26 protein-coding genes and 1 tRNA gene are annotated in these 25,457 nt (G+C 69.3%); 14 read left to right on the top strand and 13 right to left on the bottom strand.

All coding sequences use genetic code 11. From position 1 onward, the window contains the following. Positions 1-46 precede the first annotated feature (46 nt). Entirely contained in the window at positions 47-931 is an 885-nt protein-coding gene (locus BM249_RS06965) for a LysR family transcriptional regulator (protein WP_091970295.1), read from the bottom strand. A gap of 145 nt (positions 932-1,076) precedes the next feature. Between BM249_RS06965 and BM249_RS06960 the strand changes: the two genes are divergently transcribed. From BM249_RS06960 to BM249_RS06940, 5 genes are all read left to right on the top strand, one after another. Beyond that, positions 1,077-2,615, top strand: coding sequence for an MFS transporter (locus BM249_RS06960; RefSeq protein WP_280142651.1), 1,539 nt, complete (start codon positions 1,077-1,079; stop codon positions 2,613-2,615). 26 nt (positions 2,616-2,641) lie between these two features. Continuing rightward, positions 2,642-3,106, top strand: a complete 465-nt coding sequence (locus BM249_RS06955; protein WP_091970292.1) for an NUDIX hydrolase — start codon at positions 2,642-2,644, stop codon at positions 3,104-3,106. 168 nt (positions 3,107-3,274) lie between these two features. Then, positions 3,275-3,484 (top strand): cold-shock protein, encoded by a 210-nt coding sequence (locus BM249_RS06950; RefSeq protein WP_091970290.1) that lies wholly within the window; start codon positions 3,275-3,277, stop codon positions 3,482-3,484. Positions 3,485-3,629: 145 nt separating this feature from the next. Next, a complete protein-coding gene (locus BM249_RS06945; RefSeq protein ID WP_280142650.1) occupies positions 3,630-3,992 on the top strand; it encodes a DUF6481 family protein in 363 nt (120 codons plus the stop codon). 110 nt (positions 3,993-4,102) lie between these two features. After that, complete coding sequence (locus BM249_RS06940) at positions 4,103-4,300, top strand: hypothetical protein (protein WP_091970288.1); 198 nt, start codon at positions 4,103-4,105, stop codon at positions 4,298-4,300. Between the two features lie 9 nt (positions 4,301-4,309). On the opposite strand, the gene BM249_RS06935 is transcribed toward BM249_RS06940, so the two are convergent. Both BM249_RS06935 and BM249_RS06930 read right to left on the bottom strand, forming a co-directional pair. Beyond that, positions 4,310-4,810, bottom strand: a complete 501-nt coding sequence (locus BM249_RS06935) for an MmcB family DNA repair protein (RefSeq protein ID WP_091970286.1) — start codon at positions 4,808-4,810, stop codon at positions 4,310-4,312. Between the two features lie 82 nt (positions 4,811-4,892). After that, positions 4,893-5,414, bottom strand: a complete 522-nt coding sequence (locus tag BM249_RS06930) for a DedA family protein (protein WP_091970284.1) — start codon at positions 5,412-5,414, stop codon at positions 4,893-4,895. 71 nt (positions 5,415-5,485) lie between these two features. Here BM249_RS06930 and pdxY point away from each other — a divergent pair, with 71 nt between their 5' ends. From pdxY to BM249_RS06915, 3 genes are read left to right on the top strand one after another with little or no spacing between them, the layout of a single operon-like run. Continuing rightward, positions 5,486-6,334, top strand: coding sequence for a pyridoxal kinase PdxY (gene pdxY / locus BM249_RS06925; protein ID WP_091970282.1), 849 nt, complete (start codon positions 5,486-5,488; stop codon positions 6,332-6,334). Positions 6,335-6,355: 21 nt separating this feature from the next. Further along, positions 6,356-7,252 (top strand): PhzF family phenazine biosynthesis protein, encoded by an 897-nt coding sequence (locus BM249_RS06920; protein WP_091970280.1) that lies wholly within the window; start codon positions 6,356-6,358, stop codon positions 7,250-7,252. Further along, on the top strand, positions 7,245-7,949 hold the full coding sequence (locus BM249_RS06915) for an NUDIX hydrolase (RefSeq protein WP_091970278.1): 705 nt from the start codon (positions 7,245-7,247) through the stop codon (positions 7,947-7,949). Before BM249_RS06920 ends, BM249_RS06915 begins: the two co-directional genes overlap by 8 nt. Here BM249_RS06915 and BM249_RS06910 read toward each other — a convergent pair. After that, positions 7,940-8,272, bottom strand: a complete 333-nt coding sequence (locus BM249_RS06910; protein ID WP_091970276.1) for a hypothetical protein — start codon at positions 8,270-8,272, stop codon at positions 7,940-7,942. The genes BM249_RS06915 and BM249_RS06910 overlap by 10 nt on opposite strands. Before the next feature lie 163 nt (positions 8,273-8,435). Further along, positions 8,436-8,921 carry an SRPBCC family protein gene (locus BM249_RS06905; protein WP_091970274.1) on the bottom strand — a complete coding sequence of 162 codons (486 nt, stop codon included), beginning with the start codon at positions 8,919-8,921 and terminating at the stop codon, positions 8,436-8,438. 526 nt (positions 8,922-9,447) lie between these two features. On the opposite strand from BM249_RS06905, the gene BM249_RS06900 reads away from it, so the two are divergent. Then, positions 9,448-11,016 carry a 2-isopropylmalate synthase gene (locus BM249_RS06900; RefSeq protein WP_091970272.1) on the top strand — a complete coding sequence of 523 codons (1,569 nt, stop codon included), beginning with the start codon at positions 9,448-9,450 and terminating at the stop codon, positions 11,014-11,016. 118 nt (positions 11,017-11,134) lie between these two features. Next, a tRNA-Lys gene (locus BM249_RS06895) sits at positions 11,135-11,210 on the top strand. 127 nt (positions 11,211-11,337) lie between these two features. Here BM249_RS06895 and BM249_RS06890 read toward each other — a convergent pair. The 3 genes from BM249_RS06890 to BM249_RS06880 are packed head-to-tail and all read right to left on the bottom strand — an operon-like array spanning position 11,338 to position 17,018. Beyond that, positions 11,338-14,655: an error-prone DNA polymerase gene (locus BM249_RS06890; RefSeq protein WP_091970270.1), complete on the bottom strand. Its 3,318-nt coding sequence runs from the start codon at positions 14,653-14,655 to the stop codon at positions 11,338-11,340. 52 nt (positions 14,656-14,707) lie between these two features. After that, on the bottom strand, positions 14,708-16,285 hold the full coding sequence (locus BM249_RS06885; RefSeq protein WP_143103699.1) for a Y-family DNA polymerase: 1,578 nt from the start codon (positions 16,283-16,285) through the stop codon (positions 14,708-14,710). Beyond that, positions 16,197-17,018, bottom strand: coding sequence for an ImuA family protein (locus BM249_RS06880; protein ID WP_091970515.1), 822 nt, complete (start codon positions 17,016-17,018; stop codon positions 16,197-16,199). The genes BM249_RS06885 and BM249_RS06880 overlap by 89 nt, the downstream gene beginning before the upstream one ends. A 265-nt stretch (positions 17,019-17,283) precedes the next feature. Between BM249_RS06880 and BM249_RS06875 the strand changes: the two genes are divergently transcribed. Next, a complete protein-coding gene (locus tag BM249_RS06875; RefSeq protein WP_091970268.1) occupies positions 17,284-18,153 on the top strand; it encodes a collagen-like domain-containing protein in 870 nt (289 codons plus the stop codon). 7 nt (positions 18,154-18,160) lie between these two features. Here the strand turns inward: BM249_RS06875 and BM249_RS06870 are convergent, their stop codons facing one another. After that, on the bottom strand, positions 18,161-19,384 hold the full coding sequence (locus tag BM249_RS06870; protein ID WP_091970266.1) for a TIGR03862 family flavoprotein: 1,224 nt from the start codon (positions 19,382-19,384) through the stop codon (positions 18,161-18,163). 275 nt (positions 19,385-19,659) lie between these two features. Between BM249_RS06870 and BM249_RS06865 the strand changes: the two genes are divergently transcribed. Further along, complete coding sequence (locus BM249_RS06865; RefSeq protein ID WP_091970264.1) at positions 19,660-20,664, top strand: TerC family protein; 1,005 nt, start codon at positions 19,660-19,662, stop codon at positions 20,662-20,664. A gap of 25 nt (positions 20,665-20,689) precedes the next feature. Here the strand turns inward: BM249_RS06865 and BM249_RS06860 are convergent, their stop codons facing one another. The 4 genes from BM249_RS06860 to BM249_RS06845 form a co-directional block, all read right to left on the bottom strand. Beyond that, positions 20,690-21,409 (bottom strand): hypothetical protein, encoded by a 720-nt coding sequence (locus tag BM249_RS06860; protein WP_091970262.1) that lies wholly within the window; start codon positions 21,407-21,409, stop codon positions 20,690-20,692. Positions 21,410-21,490: 81 nt separating this feature from the next. Next, a complete protein-coding gene (locus BM249_RS06855) occupies positions 21,491-22,249 on the bottom strand; it encodes an N-acetylmuramoyl-L-alanine amidase (protein ID WP_091970260.1) in 759 nt (252 codons plus the stop codon). Beyond that, positions 22,246-22,971 (bottom strand): molecular chaperone DjiA, encoded by a 726-nt coding sequence (locus tag BM249_RS06850; RefSeq protein WP_091970258.1) that lies wholly within the window; start codon positions 22,969-22,971, stop codon positions 22,246-22,248. The genes BM249_RS06855 and BM249_RS06850 overlap by 4 nt, the downstream gene beginning before the upstream one ends. Positions 22,972-23,200: 229 nt before the next feature. Beyond that, a complete protein-coding gene (locus tag BM249_RS06845) occupies positions 23,201-23,470 on the bottom strand; it encodes a hypothetical protein (RefSeq protein WP_091970256.1) in 270 nt (89 codons plus the stop codon). 209 nt (positions 23,471-23,679) lie between these two features. Here BM249_RS06845 and BM249_RS06840 point away from each other — a divergent pair, with 209 nt between their 5' ends. After that, positions 23,680-24,303 carry an urease accessory protein UreE gene (locus tag BM249_RS06840; RefSeq protein WP_091970253.1) on the top strand — a complete coding sequence of 208 codons (624 nt, stop codon included), beginning with the start codon at positions 23,680-23,682 and terminating at the stop codon, positions 24,301-24,303. A gap of 47 nt (positions 24,304-24,350) precedes the next feature. Continuing rightward, a complete protein-coding gene (gene dusA, locus BM249_RS06835; protein WP_091970251.1) occupies positions 24,351-25,349 on the top strand; it encodes a tRNA dihydrouridine(20/20a) synthase DusA in 999 nt (332 codons plus the stop codon). Positions 25,350-25,457: the final 108 nt, after the last annotated feature.

Below are 25,457 nucleotides of genomic sequence, written 5' to 3'. Positions count from 1 at the left end.
GATGATTTCAATTAATAATATTATATTACTTGGTTCTGTGTGAATTTCAAAGATTTACTCCCTCGTCTTTGCTGGCATAGCGCGTCGCCTTGCGGTGCTCGCGGAAGGCGGCGGTGATGGCGCGCAGGGTCTTCTTCGTCTTCTCATCGGATAAGGACGCGTGAAGCACGATCGCGACGGAGGGCAGCGGAGGCAGACCGAAGGCATCCCCCACATCGACCACATCCGCCGGGGCGAGGCGGTAGGGAAAGGCGGACACGGCGAGCCCCGCAGACAAGGCGGCAGCGATCGCCGTCGTGCCGCCCATGAAGACCTCCTCCCAGGCGATCCCAGCCCGGTCTAGAAGCTTCGCCGAGACGTCACGGATCCAGCAGCACGGCAAGGTCGAGGCGAGCCGCAAGGTCTCGCCAGCGCCGTACTCGAAATTCGGCGCGGCAAACCACCCATAAGGCTCTGGACTGAGAATCCTGCCGTTTCGCCGGTCATCGTCGCTTCGCACGATCACGGCGTCCAGCGTACCCTCCTCGAAGGCCCCGATGAGGACGGGCGAAATATCGAGAAGCACTTCGAGTGTAAGGGCCGGATCAAGTTTCTTCAGCTTTGCCAGGATGATAGGGACCTCTGGGCCGGCCACGTGGGTCGCGATGCCCAGCCGGAAGCGGCGACGAGGGGCGGCAAGAGCCACGAGCGCCGCCTCATGGGCGGCAATGAAGTCGCGCGCGGCTTGAAGAAACATCTCTCCGCCAGCCGAGAGCCGCACTTGGCGCGGCGTGCGCTCGATCAGGCGCCGGCCGACCCGATCCTCCAGACGCTTCAGTCGCACACTGACCGCCCCTTGGGTTGTGCTCAGCGCCTCGGCCGCCCGCGTGAAACTCTGCTGGTCGGCCACCGCCAGGAAGGCGCGGACCGCCTCGACGTCGAGAACGCTCATCCGGCCTCATCCATCCAGTTTTGTTGTCATTGATATAGCCTGCCATTCGATTGATAGGCCGGCAACCTTCGGTCCAAGTCTCGTTCCCATCCCAGCTGGCAACCGAAACCCTCGGGGCCGGCAGCATCAGGCGAGACGAACAGCCGTGAGTTCATGGACCAAGTCGACGAACCGGGCGGCACTGGCCGCCGTCTGCTTATCAGCCCTCATGCTGGGGCTCGAGATCTCCAGCATCCCCGCCATCCTGCCGAATCTTGAGCAGGTTCTTCCCGCCGACTTCCGGCAACTCCAATGGATCATGAACGCCTACACGATCGCAATGACGGCCTGTCTCATGGCGATGGGGGCGCTTGCGGATCGCTACGGGCGCAAACTCGTCTTCATGGCTGGCATTTTTGTCTTCGGCCTCGCCTCGCTCGCCTGCGGGCTGGCGACGAGCGCACCCATACTGATTGCCGCGCGCTTCGTGCAAGGGGCGAGCGCGGCAGCCATGCTGTCCTGTCAGATCGCCGTCCTATCCCACCAGTTCCGGGGCGGCGCCGAGCGCGGTTCGGCCTTTGGCTGGTGGGGCATCGTCTTCGGCTTCGGCCTTGGGTTCGGTCCGCTGATCGGCGGCCTCACCGTGGCGGTGGCCAGTTGGGAGTGGGTCTTTCTCGTCCATGTCGGGCTCGCCGGTCTGGCGCTCGCCCTGACGAAATCGGGCGTCTCGGAGTCCTCCGACCCCCATGCCGAGCGAGTCGACTGGCCGGGAATGGCGACGCTCTTCTTCGCCGTCTTCGCGCTCGTCTACCTGATTACGCAGGGGCAGGTGCCAAGCTTCGCCAATCCCACCGCTCTGACGCTCGCCCTGGTGGGATGTGTGAGCCTCCTTGCCTTCGTCGTCGTCGAGAAACTCAGTCCGCGTCCGATGTTCGACTTCGACGCTTTCCGCAACCGCGCCTTTTCCGGCGCGCTTCTCAGCTCGGTCGGGATGAACTTCAGCTTCTGGCCCTTCGTCATTTACCTGCCGATCTATTTCGGGGCGGTCCAGGGCCTCGACAGTGCGCGGATGGGGCTTGCGCTTCTCGCCTACACGGTGCCGACGTTCCTCGTGCCGCCCCTGGGCGAGCGGCTGCTGATCGCGCGCGGGCCCCGCTTCGTCATCCCCCTTGGCCTCTTCGCCATCGGCGTCGGCTTCGTCCTGATGCGGCTGGGAACCGGAAGCAGCTGGCTCGCCATGCTGCCCGGCTGCGTGGTGGCCGGCATCGGTCTCGGGCTCACCAACACGCCTGTGACCAACACAGCGACGGCGGCCGTGCCGGCCGAGCGCGCCGGCATGGCGTCCGGCATGGACATGAGCGCGCGGATCATCTCCCTCGCCATCAACATCGCACTGATGGGCTTCCTCCTCCTCGAGGGCATCCGAGCGAGCCTGGAGCGCCTCGCGCCGGAAGCCGCGTCGACCTTAGCGGCGCTTTCTGAAGCCATCGCCGCCGGAAACCTCACCGCAGCCGAAACCGGCGGTCTCTCGCGTGCCATCGCGCGACAGGCCCTCGTCCACGGATTCGAGGCGGTGATGCTCTACGGTGCGGCGACCGCCTTTGGGACCGCGCTCCTGGCCGTTCTCGTCCTTCGCGGATGGCGGACGCGATCCGCCGCTGATTGGCCCGCTCGTTCGGTCGGTCCAGACCGTTCGCCCGATTGAACAGTCAAAAATTCGAAGAGCAGGCAATGCTGAGCGAGATTGGTCAAAATATTCGGGTCGCAGCGGCTCTGGTTGTTGACGATGAGGGGTGTCCTCTCTTGGTGAGAAGAAATGGTACCAAATGGTTCATGCAGGCCGACGGTAGAATCGAACCAAGACAAGACCCCTTATTGACCCTGCGCCGGGAATTGTACGAGGAGATTGGCGTGACGTTCGGATCGGGCGACGTCCATTATCCTGGCCGCTTTGATGCTCCGGCCGCCAACGAGGCCGGCCGAACCGTGGAGGCTGAACTCTTTCGTTTTCTCTTGACCGAAGCGCCGATACCGGCGGCTGAGATCGAGGAAGCGATTTGGGTCAGGCCGGATGCAGCAGAGCGCCGACCGCTTGCCCCTCTTATACGAGATCACGTTCTCCGCTTCGCGCGTGTGATGTCATATGTCCGGTTGTATAAATGGAGAATCTTCTTGGCGAGGCGGCGAATTTGCTAAATCCCCGCAAACCGCGTACAACCCAAAAACCAGCCCAAAACCAGAGTTGTCGGCGCCTCGATTCGGAGACGAATCGGGGGCTCCAGCGCATGGTGGGGTTCGGTCGAGGTGGCCGCGCAGGTTCGCGTGGACCTCGGAATGATGAGCCCGCAAGGGCGAAGGAATACGATGCCTGTCGGTACGGTTAAGTGGTTCAACGAGACCAAGGGTTTTGGCTTCATCCAGCCGGATGCCGGCGGCAACGATGTGTTCGTGCACATCTCCGCCGTCGAGCGCGCTGGCATGCGCGGCCTGAACGAAGGTCAGAAGGTCTCCTACGAGATGGAGACCGACAAGCGCAGCGGCAAGCAGTCCGCCGGCAACCTTCAGTCCGCCTGAAATTCTGCCTGACACTTTGGGGTCGGGTGGCCGTGTGCCGCCCCTCGCTGCCACGAAGAGCCGCTTCCCGAACGGGGAGCGGTTTCTTATATGAAGGTTCTCGTCAATCCGCCGGCCCCGAGACCGGCGCAATGCAGGATGCTGTGTGAGCCAATTCAACGCCAATTCCATGACCGACCGCCTCAAGGCGGCCCAGGAAGCCCGTCAGGCGGCCCTCGCCCGTTTTCGTGACCGTCCCGCCGCCGACGATCCCGCTGTTCTGGCCCGCAAGGCCGAGCGCGAAAAGATCGTGCGCGACCGTGAAGCCCGGACCCGCGCCCGCGAAGAGGCCCGCCTCGCGGCGGAGGCCCAGCGCCGCGCCGAGGAGGATCGCGAGCGCGAGCGCCTCGCCGCCGAGGCCATCCGGTTGGCCGAAGAGAAGATCGCTCAGGCCGCCGCGATCCGCGCCGAGCAGAAAGCTCTGCGCGATGCCCGTTACGCGGCGCGCAAGGCCAAGGCCCGCAAGTAACGCGCGGTCTTCAAGTCGCTCGCGCCGGGCGCCGACCGTCCCATTCGGGGATGCGCCGGCGCGCGGCGCTTCGCGTGCGCCGCTCCGGCGGCACGCGACAGGAGACGTCCATGTCCCACAAGTTCAAGCTCGGCCAGCGCGTGCGCCGTGCCCGCCTCGGGTATGCCGAGGCCAAATCCGACCCCGGCGATGTGTTCGAGATCGTCCGCCTCGTCCCCGAGGACCAGACCGGCGAACCGTTCTACCGCATCAAATCCGGCACGGGCGAGCGCGCCGTCCGGGAGGGCGAGATCGTCCTAGCGCCCTGATTTCATTCACTAAAGCGCCCCTTCGCGAATCGCGCCGGGGTCCGCGAGGGCGTGCAGCAGCCGCGCCGCGCTGTGGGCGAAGCGGAGAGTCACGGCCTTGCGCCGTGCGCCGCTCAAGGCATGTTCGGCCGGGTCGCGCAGGATCGCGGCCCCGAACGCGTCGGCGACGATCAGTCCCGCATCCTCCGGCGTCAGTGTCGTCGAGAGCGTGTCGGGGATCGCGAAGTAGAACCGGTCGCAATAGTTGCGGTAATCCGGCCATTTCCGATCGGCCCGAAAGTCGGCGACGCTCGACTTGATCTCGATGATCGTCAGTTTACCCGCCGGGCACAGGGCGATGACGTCGGCCCGCCGCCCGTTGGCGAGGGAAAACTCCGGAATCGTCACGTGGCCGAGTTCCGAATACAGCCGCCGCACCCCCCGTTGCACGTGGAGCGCGGTGGCCGATTGCCGGCGGTCGGGGGGCAGGATCGCGGTGGCAGAGATCGCGGAGGCAAGCGCGGCGGACATCGGCTGTTCCGAATCGGGACGGTCGCCCTAGAAATCAGGCCCGGCCCGGCTTGTCACCTGCGGCGTCGCCGCGCGGGTTCGCTTAGCCTTTGAAATAGCTCAACAATCCGGCGCCCGGCGCCAGCATCACGAAGGCCCAGACCAGGGCCGACAGCACGTTCGCCACCTGAAATGGCAGGCGTTTCACCCCGAAGATGCCGGCGATCAGCGGCACCACGGCCCGGGCCGGCCCGAAGAACCGCCCGATGGCGACCCCTCCGGCCCCCCATTTCCGGCAGAATGCCTCGCCCTTCTCCACCATGGCGGGGTAGCGCGTCAGGGGCCACATCTGCTTGGCCCCCTCCTTGTAGTAATGGCCGAATTCGTAGGAAATCCAATCCCCTAGGGCCGCTCCGAGGGCCGCCGCCAGCATCACCGGCACGAACGGAATCCCGATCGTCCCCATCAGGGCACCGATGCCGAGCAGCAGCACGGTGGCGGGCACCAGCAGGGACAGGAACGCCACGGATTCGCAGAAGGCCAGCACCCCGACGATGAGCGGCGTCCACCCCTGATGGGCCTCGACGAAAGCGAGGGTCGAGGTCTTGAGGGCTTCGAAGTCCATGGTCGTCCTAGAGGGTGCGAGGTCGCGAAAAACGAGATAAGGGAAGGCGTTACGCAGGAGGACCGGCCCGCTTGAACATCCTCTCGATCCAGTCCCACGTGGCCTACGGCCACGTCGGTAACGCATCCGCCGTGTTTCCGATGCAGCGCCTCGGCGTCGAGGTTTGGGCCATCCACACCGTGCAGTTCTCCAACCACACGGGCTACGGCGCCTGGCGCGGCCGGGTGTTCGACGGCCCGGCCATCGAGGAACTGGTGGCGGGCATCTCCGAGCGCGGTGTCCTGGGCCAATGCGACGGCGTGCTCTCGGGCTACATGGGCTCGGCCGATATCGGAACCGCCATCGTACGCGCCGTCGCCACCGTCCGGGCCGCGAACCCCAACGCCCTCTACGCCTGCGACCCCGTGATGGGCGACACCGACCGGGGCATCTACGTGCGTCCGGGGATCCCGGAATTCATGGCGAATCAAGCCCTTAGGGTCGCCGATATCGCGACCCCGAACCAATTCGAGTTGAACCATCTCTCAGGGCTTGCCTCTAATACCCTCGACGCCGCCAAGGCGGCCGTGGCGGCGCTCCACGCCCTCGGCCCCCGCGTCGTGCTGGTGACCTCCCTCGTCACCGACGCGACGCCGCCGGGCGCCATCGACCTCCTGGCGGGGGAGGGCGGCCAGTTCTGGCTCCTGCGCACGCCCCGCCTCACCCTCGACGTCAACGGGGCGGGGGATGCCATCGCGGCCCTGTTCCTCGTCCACTATGCCCGCACGGGCTCGGCCGCCCTGGCGCTCGGCATGGCGGGCGCCTCCGTCTACGGCCTCCTGCGCCGCACGGCGGAGGCCGGCTCCCGCGAGATCCTGACCGTGGCGGCGCAGGACGAGTTCGTGTCCCCGAGCGAGACCTTTCCGGTCGAGCCGGTCTAAGTGTCTGACGGAGGAGTGAAAATGGCCCGACGCTTCGTCACCCTCGACGTGTTCACGAACACGCCGCTGGCCGGCAATCCCCTCGCGGTGGTCCTCGACACCGACGGCCTCGACGGCGCCGCCATGCAGGCCATCGCGGGCGAGTTCAACCTGTCCGAGACGGTGTTCGTTCTGCCCCCCGACGACCCCCGCCACCGGGCGCGGCTGCGCATCTTCACCCCGAAGGCCGAACTGCCCTTCGCCGGCCACCCGACGGTCGGCACCGCCGTGCTCCTCGCCCTTGAGGACGCCCATGCGGACCGCGCCGACGCCCTGGCCTTCGGTCTGGAGGAAGCGATCGGTACCATTTCCTGTGTGGTCGAAGCCGGTGAGGGGCGGGGGCAGGCGCGCTTTCGCATGCCGGTCCTGCCGGACTTCGTGGGCGACGGTCCTCGGATCGAGGCCCTCGCCCGCGCCCTCGGCCTGGAATCCAGGGCCATCGGCTTCGGTCTGCACGCGCCGAGCCTGCATCGCCTCGGCCAACCCTTCCTGTTCGTGCCCGTGGCGTCGCCCGAGGCCCTGGCCGAGGTCCGCCTCGATCCGGTGGCGCTCGCGCGCCTCGGCGAGCCGGCGGCCCTCTACCTCTACATCCGCGATCCGGACGGGCCGGCCCGCCACTTCCACGCCCGGGTGTTCGCGCCCCATCTCGGCGTGCCCGAGGACCCGGCCACGGGTTCGGCGGCGGCGGCGTTCGCCGGGGTGATGATGCAATTCGAACCCCTGGGGGAGGGGACCCACGACCTCGTCCTGCATCAGGGTCTCACCATGGGGCGCCCGAGCGAGATCCGGGTGCAACTCGGCATTGATGCCGGTGCCCTGCAGGCCGTCGAGGTCTGCGGATCGGCGGTGATCGTCACGGAGGGGCGCTTGCGTGCCTGAGGCGTTCACCCTCACGCGCCTCACCCGTCTCGACGCCCGCCTCGTCCCGCACGACTGGGCCTGGGCGCGGGACAACGCCGCCGCCATCGCGGCTCATTGGGCGGCACGGAAGGCGGCCAAGCCCGCGCTCTTCGATGGCCGCGTGCTCCTCAGCTGCGCCTGCACGGTGACCGAGGGCGCCTGCCGGATCGACCTGTTCGAGGTGGCGTTCTCGGAGTTCCTGGCGTTTCGCGAGGGCGGCTCACCCGATCCCGCCGTCGCCAACGCGTTCGCCGCCGTGGTGCCCTGGTCGCGCGACGGTGCCGTGGTGCTGGGCGTGATGGGGCAGGAGACCGCGAATGCCGGCCAAGTCTATTTCCCTTGCGGCACCCCCGACCGTTCGGACATCCGCCGGGATGGCCAAGTCGATCTCGAGGGCAGCGCCACCCGCGAATTCCGGGAGGAGACGGGTCTGAGCGTTCCGCTCGGAGCGCCCTCCGAATGGCTCCTCGTGAGCGGCGAGGGCCAGCACGCGTTCCTGCATCCGGTGCATATGCCGGAGGAGGCCGCCGGCTTGATCGCCCGCATGGAAGAGCACCGGGCGGCGCAAGCCGAGCCGGAACTCGCTGGTTTCGTCGCCACCCGCTCCCGCGCCGACCTCGACGCCGACCGGATGCCCGGTTTCGTGCGGGCCTACCTCAACACCGTCTACCGGTAGCCGTAGCGCGCCTTGGCGGCGGCGAGCAGGCCAAGGGCCTCACGGTCCTTCCCCGATCCGCATACCTCGGCTGCCCGGCGGAGGTCGCCGCTGAAGCGCTCACCGACGGGCGGGTTGAGGTTGCCGGTGGCGACGTCGCTGTCGACGACGGCCTGGGTCCGGGCGATGCTGGGGCCGCATCCATTGCCCTGTGGTAGGACCGTGGCCGCCGCAGCCACGGGGGCCGCCACGACGGGCGGGGCCGAGGCACTCGGTTTGCACGCGCCCACGAGGGCTCCGGCGAGGAGGGTGGCGAGCAGGCGGGTTGCGCGATGCGATGACACGACGGCTTTCCCCAGAATGGCACAGCTTGACTGGTGCGGGTTGTGCCCCTCGGGACCGGGTGGGTCAATCGCGTGTCCGATGGGCGTACCGTTGCGGGGCAGTTCCGCGACGGCACGCTTGTGGACGATGGTTCCGGTCCTGATTGTCGGAGGACGGCGGCGGCTACTTCGCCTTGTCGGCGATGGCCTTGAGACCGGAATCGTAGATGCCCGTGATGGCATCGACGGCGACCGCGTCGGGGGCGCCCTTGGCCTTGAAGCTGCCGGTCCAGGTCACCAGCGAGCCGTTGGCCTTGGGGGCGACGGAAAGGGTCGAGCTGTAGTCGCTCACGGGCAGGGGGCCCGAGACGATGCCATAGGTGTAGGACATCTTGGCGTCGTCGCGCGCGGTCTGTGACTCGACGATGGTGCCGCCGCCCTTCAGGCTGAGGGTGCGCAGGGTCTTGCCGCCGTCCTTCGACAGGGCGCATTTCTCGATGGCCGGGTGCCATTGGCCGATGCCGCAGAAATCGCCGATGACCGACCAGACCTTGGCGGGAGGTGCCGCGATATCGACGGTCTTCGTCACGTCGAGGGCGAGGCTCGGGGCGGTTCCGGCCAGTAGCGCGCAGACGGGCAGGGCGAGCGTGATCGAAAGACGGCGTGACATGATGGCGTTTTCCCTCGGATTTTTACGATCGGATGACCGGGACATCGTGGCAAGTTCCAAGTCCGGGCGGTGAGCTAGGCTTGTGCTGCTCCGAGGCAATGGCGCGAAGCGCATTCCTTGTGCGGCCGCTGGTATCGGCGGGATCACGAATGCGTCTGGCCAGTCCCCCTGTTCCGGCGCTTGTCAACCGCGACGACGCGGTCTAGGAATTTGTCATTCGTGATCGTTCGCCGTGTTCAACCGCGCGCGATTGCCCCTCGGGAGAGACGAGCCTTGGCCAGCGCCGGCTCCATGGTCAGCCGCACAGATGCCGCTTTCGCGGCCATGCGGCCCCGTGCGCGCGTCTCCGCGGTGCTTTCCAACGGCCTCCTCCTTATCCGCCCCTGAGGGCCGTCCGGGCGTGCGCCTGGGCTCTCAGGGGACGCGTTCCGACCACACCCCATCATGAAATCGGGCTCCGCCGCCATGCGAGAGTCGTCAGGCGCCGTGTCTCCTTGAGACCGCGCGTCGCCATAGGATCAGCCCCATGACCTCTTCGACCACGCCGACGCACAAAGACCGCGTCCTCATTTTCGACACCACCCTGCGCGACGGCGAGCAGTGCCCCGGTGCCACCATGACCCTGGACGAGAAGCTGGCCGTCGCCGAACTCCTCGACACCATGGGCGTGGACATCATCGAAGCTGGGTTTCCCATCGCCTCCAACGGCGATTTCGAAGCCGTGGCCGAGATCGCCCGTCGGGCCAAGCGCGCGACCATCGCGGGCCTCGCCCGTGCGATCCCCGCCGATATCGCGCGGGCCGGCGAAGCCGTTCGGCATGCCCGTCGGGGGCGCATCCACACCTTTGTCTCGACCTCGCCGATCCACCTCGCGCATCAGATGCGCAAGACGCAGGACGAGGTGATCGAGATCATCCTGAAGACCGTGTCCCAGGCCCGCGACCTCGTCGAGGATGTGGAATGGTCGGCCATGGACGCCACCCGTACGCCCATCGACTACCTGTGCCGCTGCGTCGAGGCGGCGATCCGTTCGGGCGCCACCACCATCAATCTGCCGGACACCGTGGGCTATGCCACGCCCGACGAGTACCGGGCCATATTCAGAAGCGTGCGCGAGCGCGTGCCGAATGCCGACCAGGCGGTCTTCTCGGTGCATTGTCACAACGACCTCGGGCTCGCCATCGCCAACTCGTTGGCCGGTGTCGAGGGTGGTGCCCGGCAGGTGGAATGCACCATCAACGGTATCGGGGAACGCGCCGGCAACGCGGCCCTGGAAGAGATCGTCATGGCGATCCGCACGCGCGGTGACGTGATGCCCTACGAGACCGGCATCGAGACCACGATGCTGACGCGCGCCTCCAAGCTCGTCTCGCACGCGACGAACTTCCCTGTGCAGTACAACAAGGCCATCGTGGGCCGGAACGCCTTCGCCCACGAGAGCGGCATCCATCAGGACGGGATGCTTAAGCACACCGAAACCTACGAGATCATGACCCCCGCTTCCGTCGGCGTGTCCAAGACCTCCCTGGTCATGGGCAAGCACTCGGGCCGGGCCGCCTTCCGCTCCAAGCTGGAGGAACTCGGCATCACCCTCAGCGACAACCGGATGCAGGACGCCTTCGAGCGGTTCAAGGCCCTCGCCGACCGCAAGAAGCATGTCTACGACGAGGATATCGAGGCCCTCGTCGACGAGAATCTCGCCACCGCCCACGACCGCATCCGCCTGGTGTCGCTCTCGGTGATCGCCGGGACGCACGGGCCGCAGCGCGCCACGATGAAGCTCGCCATCGACGGCCGGGTGGTGACGGAAGAGGCCGAGGGCAACGGTCCGGTGGACGCGGTGTTCAACGCCATCCAGGCCCTGGTGCCGCACGTGGCCGATCTCGAACTCTACAAGGTCGATGCCGTCACCGAGGGCACCGATGCCCAGGCGGAAGTCTCCGTGCGCCTCAAGAGCGGCGAGCGCAGCGTCACCGCCCGGGGCGCCGATCCCGACACCCTCGTGGCCTCGGCTCGCGCCTACCTCTCCGCCCTGAACAAACTCTCGGCTTCCGCCGTGCGCCTGCACGCCCAGTCCCCGGCGACGGTTTCGTGAGCCAACCTTAGCCGATTTCAAAAAATGCGCCCCGGGGGGTGGACACCCCCGGGAGGCTTTGCTATCAGCCACCTCGTCGCGGCGGACTTGGTGGGCCGCAGCGACCGCCGCAAGGCGAGGGTGCATAGCTCAGTTGGTAGAGCAGCTGACTCTTAATCAGCGGGTCCAAGGTTCGAACCCTTGTGCACCCACCAAACTAACCAATCCAGATTTTCCATCGGTGAGATGGGCGAGCCGGTCAGGAAACTGATCGGCTTTTTTCCATTTTCGGCATTGCCTGTCTTCGGTCGGTCTCAGCCTTGGAGCCAGTCCGCCTGACGGTCAGTGGAAATCCCGGCTGCGATACACGCGCCTGTCGGGCGGGGCCGAGAAGTCCGTGGTTTCGGGGGGAAGCCGCAGACCGCCCTCGCGCAGGGTGGGTAGCTCGGCCGTGAGGTCGCGGAAGCGTTCGGCGAGGAGGTGGACCACGGCCCCTTGGCGCTGGACGCGTCCCCGGACGGCGAGGAAGCGCCCCCCCATGGCGATGGCGCGATGGGCCTCAAACACCTTGGCCGAGACGATGACGTTGGCAATGCCGGTCTCGTCCTCGAGGGTGAGGAACACCGTGCCGTGCGCCGTGCCGGGACGCTGACGAGTCAATACGAGGCCCGCCACGGTGACGCGGGCGTTGTTGGGCACGCGGGTTTCGTCCTGGTGATGGCAGGCGGGAATCGCGCCGATCCGGGCCAGACGCTCCCGGAAGAACGCCACGGGATGGCCCCTGAGGGAGAGCCCGGTGGTGACGTAATCCGCAGCCACCTGTTCGGAGGCCTCCATCATCGGCAGCGCCACGGGGGCCTCTCCACGAAACAGGCCGTCATCGGCGTGAAAGGCGAACAGCGGCAGCGGCGTTTCCAGGAGATGGGCACGCCGGTCCGCTCCCGTCCGCGCGGCGGCCTTGCGGGCGGAGGTGCCTTCGAGCGTCCGTACCGCCCAAAGGGCCGCGCGCCGGTCGAGGTCGAGGGAACGGAAGGCGTCGGCTTCGGCGAGGCGTTCGAGGGCGTTGCGCGGCAGGGCGAGGGCGGCCTGCAACCCCTCGATGCTGGCGTAGCCGTTGCCGCGTAAGTGCACGAGACGCCGCATGGCCGCCTCCGGCACCCCGCTCACCTGACGCAGGCCGAGCCGCACGGCGAGGCGCCGGGGTACGCCCGGAGGCGGGGGCTCGGAGGCCGGCTCCAGGGTGCAGTCCCAGGCGCTGGCATTCACGTCGACCCCGCGCACCTCGACCCCGTGGGCCCGGGCGTCGCGCACGAGCTGGGCCGGCTGGTAGAAGCCCATGGGCTGGGCGTTGAGGATGGCCGCGAGGAAGACGTCGGGGTGCCGGCACTTCATCCAGGCGGAGGCGTAGACGAGGAGGGCGAAGCTGGCCGCATGGCTCTCGGGAAAGCCGTAGGTGGAGAACCCCTCGATCTGCTTGAAGCAGCGCTCGGTGAAGTCGCGGGGATAGCCGCGCGCCACCATGCCCTCGACGAACTTCGTGCGGAAGTTCACGATGGCGCCGTTGTGCCGGAAGGTCGCCATGGCCCGGCGCAGGCCGTCGGCCTCGTGCGGCGCGAACCCCGCCGCCGTGATGGCGATCTGCATGGCGTGCTCCTGGAACAGGGGCACGCCGTAGGTCCGCTGGAGCACACTCTTCAACTCGTCCTTCTTCCCGTAGTCGGGATGAGGGGAGGGGTATTCGACGGGGTCGATTCCCTGTCGGCGACGCAAATAGGGATGCACCATGTCGCCCTGGATCGGGCCGGGGCGGACGATGGCGACCTGCACGACGAGGTCGTAGAATTCCGCAGGTTTCAGGCGCGGCAGCATCGACATCTGCGCCCGACTCTCGACTTGGAACACGCCCACCGAGTCGGCCTTCGACAGCATGGCGTAGACGGCCGGATCTTCGCGCGGCAGGTCGGCGAGGGTCGGGTAATCGTGTCCATAGTGGTGACGCAGAAAATCGACGCCGCGCTTGAGGCAGCTCAACATGCCGAGCGCCAGCACGTCGACCTTCATCAGGCCGAGGACGTCGATGTCGTCCTTGTCCCATTCGATGAAGGTGCGGTCCGCCATGGCGCCGTTGCCCACCGGCACGGTCTCGTCGAGGCGTCCGCGCGTGAGGATGAACCCGCCGACATGCTGTGACAGGTGGCGCGGGAAGCCGATGAGGGCGTGGGCGAGATCCAGCGCCTGCCGGATCGCCTGGTTCCTCGGGTCGAGGCCTGCCTGCGCGATATGGGCGTCGGGCAGGGCGGCGCCCCACGAGCCCCACACGGTGTCGGCCATGAGGCCGGTGATGTCGGGGGTGAGGCCCAGCACCTTGCCGACTTCGCGGATGGCGCTGCGCGGCCGGTAATGGATCACCGTGGCGCAGAGGGCGGCACGGTCGCGGCCGTAGCGGGCGTAGAGGTGCTGGATCACCTCCTCGCGGCGCTCGTGCTCGAAATCGACGTCGATGTCGGGCGGCTCGTCCCGGTTCTCCGAAATGAAGCGCGCGAACAGCAGGCGGATCTCCGTGGGGTCCACGGCCGTGATGCCGAGGCAGTAGCAGACCACGGAATTCGCGGCCGAGCCCCGGCCCTGGCACAGGATGCCCCGGTCCCGCGCGAACTCGACGATGTCGAACAGGGTGAGGAAGTAGCGCGCGTAATCCATCTTCTCGATCAGCGCGAGTTCGTCCTCGATGGTGTTCGCGATGGTCTCCGGAACGCCGTCCGGGTAGCGCCACCGGGCGCGCTCCCGGACCTTGTCGGCGAGATACGCCTGCGCCGTGCGCCCCGGCGGCACTGGTTCGTCGGGATATTCATAGCGGAGTTGGCCCAGGGAGAAGTCGCAGGCCCCCACGATCTCCAGGGTGCGAGCCAGGGCCGCCGGATGGTCGCGGAACAGCCGCGCCATCACGGCGGGCGGCTTGAGGTGGCGTTCGGCATTGGCCTCCAGCCGGTAGCCGGCCTGCCCCAGGGTGCAGCCGGCGCTGATGCAGGTGAGGATGTCCTGCAGCGGGCGCCGGCCGGGGTGGTGGTAAAGCGCGTCCGAGACCGCCACCAGGGGCGTGCCGAGGCGGTCCCCCCAGGCGGCGAGGCGCCCGAGGCGCCGCGCCTCGTCGCCGCGATGACGATGGCTACCGGCGAGGAACGTGCGGCCGGGCGCGGCCTCGGCCAGGGCGACGAGCCGGGCCGCGAGGAGGGCGTCCGGATCCTCCGTGGGTGGATCCTCCGGCGGCATCGCGATGAGCATCTGGCCCTCGCTCGCCGCCAGCATCTCGGCGAAGGAGAAGCGGCACTGGCCCTTCTCGGACCGGCGATTGCCCAGGGTGAGGAGGCGGCACAGCCGGCCATAGGCCGCCCGGTCCATGGGGTAGGCCACGGCCTCGAAGCCACAATCGGTCACGAGGCGCACCCCCACGAGGAGGCGGATCGAGGGTTCCCCGGCCTTCACCCGGCGCAGGGTCTCCGCATAGGCCCGGACCACGCCCGCGACGGTGTTGCGGTCGGCAATGCCGATGGCGGCAAGCCCGAGTTCGGCGGCCCGTCCGACCATCTCCTCCGGGTGGGACGCGCCGCGCAGGAAGGAGAAGTTCGTGGTGACGGCGAGTTCGGCGTAGGGCGTCGTCATGCGCCCGGCCGAAGGCCGCATGTCCTTGCGCCCGGCCGGAGGCCGAGCGTCCTCACGCGAACATCCCGTGGACGAACCAGCCGATCACGGGTGCCACGCGGGCCGCCCGTTCCGGGGGCGGGGATTCGGCCGGGGGCGGATCCTGGCGATAGACCCAGAGACGGCGACCGGCCTCATCCTCGACCACGTAATAGTCGCGAGTGGGAGCGGGTCCCGACCACCATTCCCCGGCGATGCGCTCGGGCCCGTCCGCATGGGTGATCCGGTGCAGGCGTCGGCGCCAGCGGAAGAGCTGAGGCGGGCCGTCGGGGGCGAGCATGTCCTCCGCGGTCTCGCCCCGGGTCAGGAGAACGAGGGGGCGGGGACGCCCCCGGACCGGACGCCGCGCGACGACATCGTTCACCCGCCAGGGCTCGGCCGTCTCCGCCCGCTCGGGGACGTGGCTCTGATGCGGGGTGAGGCGCAGGAGGCCGCGTCCGAGGCGCTGGCGCAGGGCATCGGCGAGGCCGGACGCGCCCGCTCCCGTGCCGTCGTCGCCCGCGAGCGTCACCTGCCGATGGGCGATGGGGGCCGTCCTCACGATGTCGAGCCGCACGGTCTCGAAACCGAAGCCGGCGTCGAGGGCGGGGCCGAGGCGGTCGAGGCGCAGATCGAGGAGGCGCCCCACTTGGACGGGGCAGCGGGTCGGTTCGCTCAAGCCGAGGGCGAGGGTCCGGACCACGCCGTCGATCCGGTGCAGGGTGAGGCGGAGCCCCCGCGCGCCGAGGCCGGCCGCTTCGAGACGCGGCGCGATCTCGGCCAGCAGACGCTTCGTCGTGGCGACGATGGCGGCCTGATGGCCGATGGGATCGAGGAACCCGCGCGCGGCGCTGAAAACCAGCGCTTCGTCCAGGGCGACGAGGGGTTCCGGCCGATGGCCGAGGGCCTGATCGAGGCGCCGGATCAGGGTTTCGCCGAAGCGGCGGGCCAGGGGCGCGCGGGGCGCCTCGGCGAGATCGCCGATCCGGCGCAGGCCGAGGCGGCCGAGATCCGCCGCCATCGCGGCCTCGATGCGCAGGGCGATGGTGGGCAGACCGCTCAAGGCTTCCGCCTCGCCGCCGGGCGCCACGAGGCCGCCGGCCCCGTGACGGGCGAGGGCGAAGGCGCAGCCGGGGCTGCCCGCCACGGCGATTCGCGCCGGCAGGCCATTGGCGGCGAGGCGCCGGGCGAGGTCGGCCACGAGGCCGGCCTCGCCGCCGAACAGGTGGCTCGATCCCGCGATGTCGAGGAACAGCCCGTCGCGGCCCTCCGCCGCGCCGAAGGCCGCCACGCCCGGCCCGTAGCGTTTGGCCCACAGGCACAGTCGTTCGAGGGCCGCCGCATCGGCCTCCGGATCGAACGGATGGACGGCGAGGGGCGTGCTCAAGCGGGCGCGGGCGCGGGCGAGGGGCTCGCCGGGACACAGGCCGAGGGCGCGGGCGCGGACATCGACGGCGACGAGGCGCAGGCCCGTCGCTTCCCCACTGGCCACGACGAGGGGGAGCGCGTCCGAGGACTCGCCGTCACGGCTGTCCGGGGCCCGTGCCCCGGCCGCCCGTTTCAGGCGGGTGACCGGCCAATGCTCCAGCCAGACCGAAACGATGCGCGGCATGATCCCACTCCAGGAGCCAGTCTCCCATGCGTCCGTTGCGGCAGCGAGCGAGGCGTACCCGCCAGCACGGTCGTTCGATGCAGCCGAAGCGGTCGCGCAGGGCCTTGCCGGCGGCGATCCGCCAGCGCGTGGCGGCGACGTTGGGGCTGTCCGCGCCCACCGGGCGCAGGACGAGGAGCAACCGATCCGTGCGCCCCCCGGCGAGATGGAGCCGCCGGCTCTGGATCAGCGGCAGGCCGGCATCGACGAGCCCGGCCACCGCCGCGAGCCCGCCGGAGGACGTTCCGGTCCCCGTGCGCAGGGCCTCCTCCAGGGCGCGATAGGCATCGAGATCGTTGCCCGCTTCGAAGAGCAGGAGCCGATCCGGGTCGAGACCGAGGCCCGCGAGACCGTGGCCGTAGGGCATCGGGTGCCCCTTCGCGAGGACGAGGAGCGCTTCGCCCGGAACCTCGGCGAGGCGCCGGGCGACGAGGGCGAGGGCGAACCCGAGCGCCGCGGGTTCGTCTCCCTCGGCTTCGGGCGCGATCTCGTGCAGATGCCCGAGGCCGAGGCCGCCGCCCGGCAGGCAGCCATCGACGGCGTGGACTCCGAACGACAGGTGCTTTCGCGGGATGACCTCCATCGCTTGCGTGACGAGGCGCGCCCGCAGGGCGGAGAGACGCGCGGCCGAGGTTTCGGTCGCCCGTGGCGCTGCGTCGGTGGGGGAAAGAGAGGCGAGGGGGCGTTGGGTCATCCGGGTGGCTCCATGGCCGGATGATAAGAACAAAACAGGAACATATTCAACCGATTTTCCGGTGGCCCCGAGAGTCGCCCGAGAGTCCTCACGGCATCAACGGCTTGGCCTGTGGAAGGCTGTCCGACGCGTCGGGACGGGTCGGGCGGACGCGATGCACGCCTGTTTCGAGAACGTGTGAAACCCTCGCTTGACCATGAGGGACCCGCAGGGCAGCAATCGATCCTGCCGCGCGGGAGACGCGGGATCGTCCGGGAGAGTCTGTATGCGCCTCGATCGCGTCCTCGTGGTCCTGTCCAGTCTGTTCGTCTGCGCGGGGACGGTTTCCGCCGTCGCGCAACAGGCCAAACCCCGCCGGGCGCAAGCGCCCGTCCAGCCGATCCAAGTCTATGACGCGCGCTTCGAGAACGGGGATCTGCGCATCTCCGGCAGCGTGCGCAAACCCGGCATCACCGTGATCCTCGACGAGGACATTTCCGTCCTCGCCGACAGCCGGGGGCGCTTCGTGTTCCGCCTGCCGCACATGCCGCCCAATTGCGTTGCCACCCTGAAGGCGGGCGACGACGAGCGCGAGGTGGTGGTGTCCAATTGCGGCCCAACCGGTCAGGCCGGTCCCAAGGGTGATGCGGGTCCCCAAGGCGAACCCGGCGCGACGGGTCCCCAGGGCGTTGCGGGCCTTCCGGGGCCGCGGGGCGAGGCCGGTCCGAAGGGAGAAGCCGGTCCGAAGGGCGAGACGGGTCCTAAGGGGGACAGCGGTCCCAAGGGCGAGGCGGGTCCGAAAGGTGAGGCGGGACCGAAGGGCGATGTCGGCCCTAAGGGTGATACCGGCCCGAAGGGCGATGCGGGTCCCGCGGGGGCGGCTGGGCCGAAGGGGGAGGCGGGCGCACGCGGGCCTGCCGGTGCCCAGGGCCAGGCCGGCGCGGCCGGATCGGTTGCGGCCTCGGGTGGCTCATCCCTGCGGGTGGTGCGTCCGGAATCCTGCCCGGCGAGCGGCTGCGCCGTGACCTGCGAGGTCGGCGAGACCCTGGTCTCGGCCTATTGCCTGCCCACGGGCAACGCCACCATGAGCCGTGGCACCGGCGCATCCTGCCCCTCCGAGAGCCAGGGTTTGGTGGCCGTCTGCGGTCGCTTCTGAAGCCGGATCAGATGCGCGCCATCCAGGCGCGCATCCCCTCCGCCGCCGCCCGTCCGCTGGCGAAGGCACCCTGGAGCAGGTAGCCGCCCGTGGGGGCGTCCCAGTCGAGCATTTCGCCGGCGACGAAAATGCCGGGCCGGGCCCGCAGCATGAAGCGCCCGTCGATCTGCCCGAACGGGACGCCCCCGGCGGACGAGATCGCCCGCTCGATGGCGTGGGGGGCGCGCAGGCGTAAGGGCGCGGCCTTGATCAGGGCCGCCAGGGCTCCCGCTTCGGCGGGCAGGTTCGAACCGGCCGCCTCACGGAGAAATCCGGCCGCCACGGGCGAGAGTCCGGCGCCCTTGCGCAGGCGGTTCGACAGGGATTCGCCGGGTTTGGCGCGGCTCAAGGCTTGGATCAGGGCCGCCTCCGAGCAATCCGGGCGCAGATCGAGGGTGACGGCGGTGGTCGCCCCGGCGGCCAGGGCCGCCCGGATGGCGTGCGAGGCTGCGTAGAGCACCCCGCCCTCGATGCCCTCGGCCGTGATCATCGCCTCGCCGCGCACCCGGCTTTCGCCAACCGTCAGGGCGATGCGCTTGAGGGGCTGGCCGGCGAAGCGCTCGGCGAAGACCGCCGACCACGCGACGCTGAAGCCGACATTGGATGCAGTGAGGGGCGTCACCGCGATGCCCTGGCCTTCCAGCACGGGCACCCAGGCCCCGTCCGAGCCGAGGCGCGGCCAACTCGCGCCCCCCAGTGCCAGGAGCAGGGCGGCAGGCCGGGCCTCGGTCGGGCCGTCCGGCGTGTCGAACAGGACCGCGCCCGTCTCCGACCAGCCGACGAAGCGATGTCGGGTTCTGATCACGACCCCGAGATCGGCAAGGCGTGCAAGCCAGGCACGCAGGAGCGGGGACGCCTTAAAGCTCTCGGGGAACACCCGGCCGCTCGAGCCCACGAAGGTCGGCTGACCGAGCCCGTCGCACCAGGTCCGGAGCGCCGTGGGCGGGAAGGCCTCGATGGCCCCCGCCAGGGTGCCGCCCTGCGGATGATAGCGCCCGAGGAAATCCACCAGGGGTTCGGAATGCGTGAGGTTGAGGCCGCCGCGCCCGGCGATGAGGAGCTTGCGGGCCGGGGAGGGCATCCGGTCGTAGACCGTGACGGCGTGGCCCGCCTGCGCCAGAACCTCGGCGGCCGCGAGCCCGGCCGGGCCGGCGCCGATCACCGCCGCGCCGCTGTCGTGGTGTCCTGTCATGCGAAGACTTCGCCGGTCCCTCGGAAGCATCGGCGGGGCTCGCCCCCGTCCCCATGAGGCATGGCCGTCGCGGCGGGGTCCCTGTCAAGCGCCGCCCCCTGCCGGCCGCAGGGAAGCACCAAAGGTCGTGATCGCCGGGGGCCTTGATTCGCGACGCGTCCCGCCCCAACTGCGGGCCATCGGCTGCGGGCCCCTCTGGCGGGATGCTCTCGTGAAGCGTTCCGTGATGTCGGAGCCGGTGCTTTCTCCTCCTTAGAAGCATCGACGGTCCGCCCATGGATTTTCTGTACTCCGAATGGCTCGGCAAGCCGATCTGGATGTGGCTCGGCTTCCACGCCCTGGTGGCCGGTCTCCTCGCCTTCGATCTCGGCCTCCTGCACAAGGACAAGAACCACGAGATCGGCGTGAAGGAGAGCCTTCTCCTCACGGCCTTCTATTTCAGCCTCGGCCTCGTCTTCGGCGGCTGGGTGTGGTGGTATCTCGGGCCTCAGGCGGGTCAGGAATACGTCGCCGGCCTCGTGGTCGAGAAGTCGTTGTCCATGGACAACGTCTTCGTCATCGCGGTGATCCTCACGGCCCTCGGCATTCCCCGCGCCGCCCAGCACCGGGTGCTGGTCTGGGGCATCCTCGCCGCCGTGCTCCTGCGCGGCCTGATGATCGGGCTCGGCGCCGCCCTGGTGCATCAGGCGGCCTGGGTACTGTCGATCTTCGCCGCCTTCCTCATCTTCGCCGGCCTCAAGATGCTGTTTTCGAAGGAGGAGGAGCCCGGCGACATCCGTGAGAACCGGATGGTGCGGGCCCTGCAGAAGGTTCTGCGCATCACGCCCGAGCTGCACGGCCAACGCTTCGTCGTGCGCAAACCCGATCCGAAGACCGGCAAACGCGCCCTGTGGCTGACCCCCATGGCCCTGGCCCTGATTCTCGTGAACGGCGCCGACGTGATCTTCGCCGTCGACAGCGTGCCGGCGATCTTCGCCATCACCACCGACACCTTCGTGGTCTACACCTCCAACATCTTCGCGATCCTGGGCCTGCGCGCGCTCTATTTCGCCCTCGCCGCCATGGTGGACCGCTTCGCCTACCTCAAGACGGCGCTCGCGTTCATCCTCATCTTCATCGGCACCAAGATCGTCGTGGCCGACACGTTCGACCTCGTCCATGTGCCGGCCTGGGTGTCGCTGGCCGTCACCGTGGTGCTGCTGGTGGCCGGCGTCAGCTACAGCCTGTGGCGCACGCGGGGCGAGGAAGCGAAAGCCGACAAGGCCGCGCACCACGCCTGAACAGGGAAGGAGGCTCGCGCCTCCTTCACTTCTTCCGGCCGTAGAGCCCCGTGAAGGTGACGTTCATGCCGCCGCAGGCCTGGTTGCTCTCGGCCTGCAGGAAGGGCGGCACCAAGCGCAGACGAACCTGACAGACGGTGTCGTCGGGACTGCCATAGGGACGGGTCTGGCCGTCCTCACCCTCGCTGAAACCGAGAGTCGTGCCCGCCGGCTTCGCCGTGGCGGCGAATTGCCCGATGTGGACGCCGCCGCGCCGCACGCGCTCCGGGTCCTGGGCGCCATAGGTCGCATCGCCCTTGAGGGAGAGGGCCTCCCCCTTGGTCGCGATGGCGATGGTCTGCTCCGGCCCGCTCGTCCAGGTTCCGACCCAGTCGGAGAGGGCGGGCGTGACGACGGGCTCGGCCTTCAGGGACGCGTTGGCGATCCAGCCGCTGCGCGTCGCGCCCTTGGCCCCCCGGTAGGTGGCGCAGGCGAAATCGCCCGAGGTTCCGTTCACCAGGACCTGATTGCCCGCCACCAGATAGGCCGCCTCGCGGCATTCCGCGCCGGCCGACGGACAGGACTTGTTCTGCCACGTCGATTTGACGAACGGCACGCGCCCCGGCCCGATCACGGTGGCGAGGCCGGCTGGCTGCCGGAAGTCGGGACTGTCCTCACAGTCACCGGTCGGTGCGGCCGAAGCTGCCGTCGTGGCGGTGAGGAGCGCGAGGCTGACGACGAGAAGAGGGGCGCGGTGTGGAGACATGGCGCATCGTTCCGAATAGAGAGCCCCGGTTTGCGGCAAAACCCGCCCCGGGGGCAAATCCCGAGCGCCTCGGCGAAGCCGTCATCCCCGGCCCGGCAGGGCGGCGAGGAGGTCGCGCAGGGTCGTGATGGTCGAGGCATCCGCCACCCCATCGACGCGGGCGGGGCGAAAATGGCGCTGGAAGGCCGTGACCACGGCCTTCGTGCGGGCGTCGAAGGCGCCTGTTACCGGCAGATCGTAGCCGTAGAGGACGAACATCGCCTGCAGCGCCTCGACGGGCTGTCCCGCATCGCCCTCCGCGAAGAAGCGTCCGTCGCGGATCGGGGTCGGCGCCACCCAGTGGCCGATGCCGGCCCGTGCGAGGCGGTCCCACGGAAAGTGCTCGCCGGGATCCTCCTTGCGCTCGGGGGCGATGTCGGAATGGGCGAGCACGCGCTGGGGGGGGATGCTCCAGCGCGTGGTGAGGTCGTGGCAGAGGTCGATCACCGCCGCGATCTGCGCCTCCGGATAGGCCGGCAGGCCACCGGCATGGCCGCCATTGACGATCTCGATGCCGAGGGACCGGGAGTTGATGTCGCTCAACCCCGCCCAGCTGCCCTGGCCCGCATGCCAGGCCCGGCGTCCCTCGGGCACCATCTGGACCACGCGCCCGTCCTCCAGCACCACGTAATGGGCCGAGACCTCGGCCACGGGATTGGCGAGGCGCTGCAGGGCGGCGGCCGCGCCGTCCATGCCGGTGTAGTGCAGGATGAGCAGGTCGACGGGGCCGCTGCGCCGCTCGCCGTGGTTGGGCGAGGGGTGGACGGAGGAGGCCAGGGGGCTCTCGGGCGTCGGCTTCATCGCAGACCTCGCTCGCTGGAAATCCGATCGTAGGCCGCGTTGATGGCGGCGAGACGCCGGGTGGCGATGGTCACCGCCTCCGGCGGCAGGCCGCGCGCCATGGCCCGGTCGGGATGATTCGCGATCACCAGGGCGCGGTGGGCCGCCTTGAGGCCCGCATCGTCCACGTCGTGGTCGAGGCCGAGGACGGCATAGGGATCGTCCGACAGCCGGACGTGCCGCGCGGCGATGCGCCGGAACGCCGGCTCGTCGAAGCCGAAGGTCTCGGCGACGGCCCGCAGGTAGCGCTCTTCCGCCTCGTGGATCGCCCCATCGGCCTTGGCGATGTGGAACAGGCCGTCGAGGACGTCTTCCAGGAGGCCGGGCTCGCCGTGGAAGGTGGTGGCGAGCTGGCGCGCATAGGCTTCGAAGCCGTTGGACGTGCCCTTGGCGAGATCGAACAGGCGCTGGACCCCGGGGCGTTCGCGCTCGCCCACTTGCACCACCTGCGCGAAGGCCTCGACCTCGGACGGCGTCACCACGCCGTCGGATTTCGCCATCTTGGCGGCCAAAGCCACGAGGCCCGTGGTGAACACCACGTCGCGGGGCGTGGCCCCGAACGGGGCGCCCTCGCGATCCACGAGGAAGTGGCCGGCGACGCCGCCCACGAGGCCGCCGAGGGGCCCGCCGACGGCGAGGCCGAGGCCGGCGCCGCCGAGCTTGCCCCAGAGTCCGATGCTCATCGGGCGGCCCTCGCCACCGGATCGGAGGGAACGGGAGCGGGAAGGGAGGGCATCGGCGGCCGGATCGTGAGGGAGCGCAAGGCGCCCTTATAGCGGAGGGGGATCGCGACGCGAGAGGCTCCGAGTCATGACCGGACCTCCGAAACGCGGAAAGGCCGGAGCGGGGCTCCGGCCTTTCTCGAAGGTCGCGTGTCCGCCGTACCGGGGCACGGCGGCCGATCGAGCGATCTCAGCGGCAGTACACGTCGCCGTAGGCGTCGCGGTAGGTGCCGTAGGGGCAGCGAGGAGCCGTGGCCGCACCCGCGATGGCGCCGCCGGCGCCGCCGATGGCCGCACCCGCCAGCGCTCCGCCGGCCCGGCCCGTGGCGGCGCCGCCGATGGCCGCACCCGCGAGGGCGCCGAGGCCGGCGCCGCCGAGCGCCCGATCCTCGGGGGTGTTGCAGGCGCCGAGGGAGAGGGCGAGGGCCCCGGCGAGGGTGGCGGCGATGAGCTTCTTCATGGTGCGAGACTCCCGTGATGTATGGCGGCGCCCGGTCTTCGGCCGGTCCGAGGCGAGGTGCGAGCTTAGCTATTCCGTCCAAGGAATGCACGCCGTACGGCTTAGGTTCCCGCCAAGGTTCCTGCCAAGGCGATTTTTGTCCGGCTTTCCGTTCGCGTCCGAAACCCGGTAGGGGAAGGATCACCGAGCCCATCCGACCCGAGGTTCCCATGCTGCGCGCCACCACCCTGATCCGTAAGGCCGCCGTCCGCGCCGACGCCGTCGTCGACCGCGTCGTCCTCGACCATGCCGCCCGGCAGGCCCTGCCGGCGACCCTGACGGGGCAGAACGGCCTCGGCTTCACCCCGGCGCTCGCCAAGGCGGCGTCCATCGAGGACGGCGATGCCCTGCGTCTCGAGGATGGGCGCCTCGTTCTCGTGGAGGCGGCCCCCGAATCCCTGCTGGAGGTGCGCGCCACCAATCCGGCCCGCCTCCTGCGCCTCGCCTGGCAACTCGGCGGCAGTCACGTCCCGGCCGAGATCGCCGCGGATGTGCTGTACGTCCCGGCCTCCGCCGCCGAGCTCGTGCGCGGCCAGGGCTGCACGGCGAACCCCGTCACCCGCGCCTTCAAGCCCGAGCGCGCGGCCCACGACCACAGCCAGTGCGGCCACGACCACGGGCACACCCACGCGCATTCGCACGATCATGCCCACGACCATGATCACGGCCATTCCCATGCCGATCACGCCCATGCCGACCACGCTCACTCCCACAGCCATGGTCATTCCCACGATCACACGCATTCGCATGATCACGCCCATGTGCATGGGCCGGACTGCAAGCACGATCACTGAAGCCCCATCGCGTTGAACCCCTTGTCCCCGGCCCGTACAGTGCTGCGATGACTCCCGACGACCTTCGTTTCTCCATCGCGCCCATGATGGCCTGGACTGACCGATACTGTCGGGCGTTCCACCGCACCCTGTCGCGGCGCGCCCGGCTCTATACGGAGATGGTCACGAGCGGCGCCGTGATCCACGGCCCGCGCGAAACCCTGCTGGGGTTCGGGGCGATGGAGCACCCCGTGGCGGTGCAGCTCGGCGGATCGGACCCGGCCGATCTCGCGCAAGCCGCGCGCATCGCCGAAGGGTTCGGCTACGACGAGGTCAACCTCAATGTCGGGTGTCCGTCCGACCGGGTGCAGGACGGGCGCTTCGGCGCCTGCCTCATGCGCGAGCCCGCCTTGGTGGCCGACTGTGTCGCCGCCATGAAGGCGGCCGTGCGGGTGCCCGTCACGGTGAAGTGCCGCATCGGCGTGGACGAGCAGGACACCGAGATCGCCCTCGACGCCCTGACGCGGGCCGTCGTGGCGGCCGGGGTCGACGGCCTCGTGGTACATGCCCGCAAAGCCTGGCTCCAGGGCCTGTCGCCGAAGGAGAACCGCGACGTGCCGCCCCTCGATTACGCGCGGGTGGCCCGGCTAAAGCAGGCGAACCCGGCCCTCCCCATCGCCATCAACGGCGGCATCGCTACGATTGCCGACGCCGAGGCGCACCTCGCCCAGGTCGACGGCGTGATGATCGGGCGGGCCGCCTACAGCGACCCGGCGATCCTCCTCGACGTCGATCCGGTGCTGTTCGGCGAAGCGGCCCCCGCGGCCGACGCATACGCCGCCGTGGCGGCGTTCGAGCCGGTGCTTGCCGATTTCCTGCAGACGGGCGTGCGCCTGCACGCGGTGACCCGGCACATGCTCGGCCTGTTCAATGGACGGCCCGGCGCGCGCGCCTATCGCCGCCACCTCTCGACCCGCGCCCTCGACCCGGACGCCGGCCTCGAGACCCTGCGGGAGGCCGTCGCCTTCGTGGCGCGGGCGGAGGCGGAGCGCGATCAGGCGGCGTAGGGTATTGTGTGGGGACAAACCGAGTCCCCTGACCATGGAAGCGGCTGCCGAGGGGACTCCAGCGGCAGAAGTCGCGCTGCAAAGTTCCGGTCCCCGAAATCACCATGA

The sequence above is a fragment of the Methylobacterium gossipiicola genome (assembly GCF_900113485.1).
GTDB lineage: Bacteria > Pseudomonadota > Alphaproteobacteria > Rhizobiales > Beijerinckiaceae > Methylobacterium > Methylobacterium gossipiicola.
The sequence above is the reverse complement of the archived record's forward strand: the minus strand, read 5'-3'. Positions and strand labels throughout refer to the sequence as shown.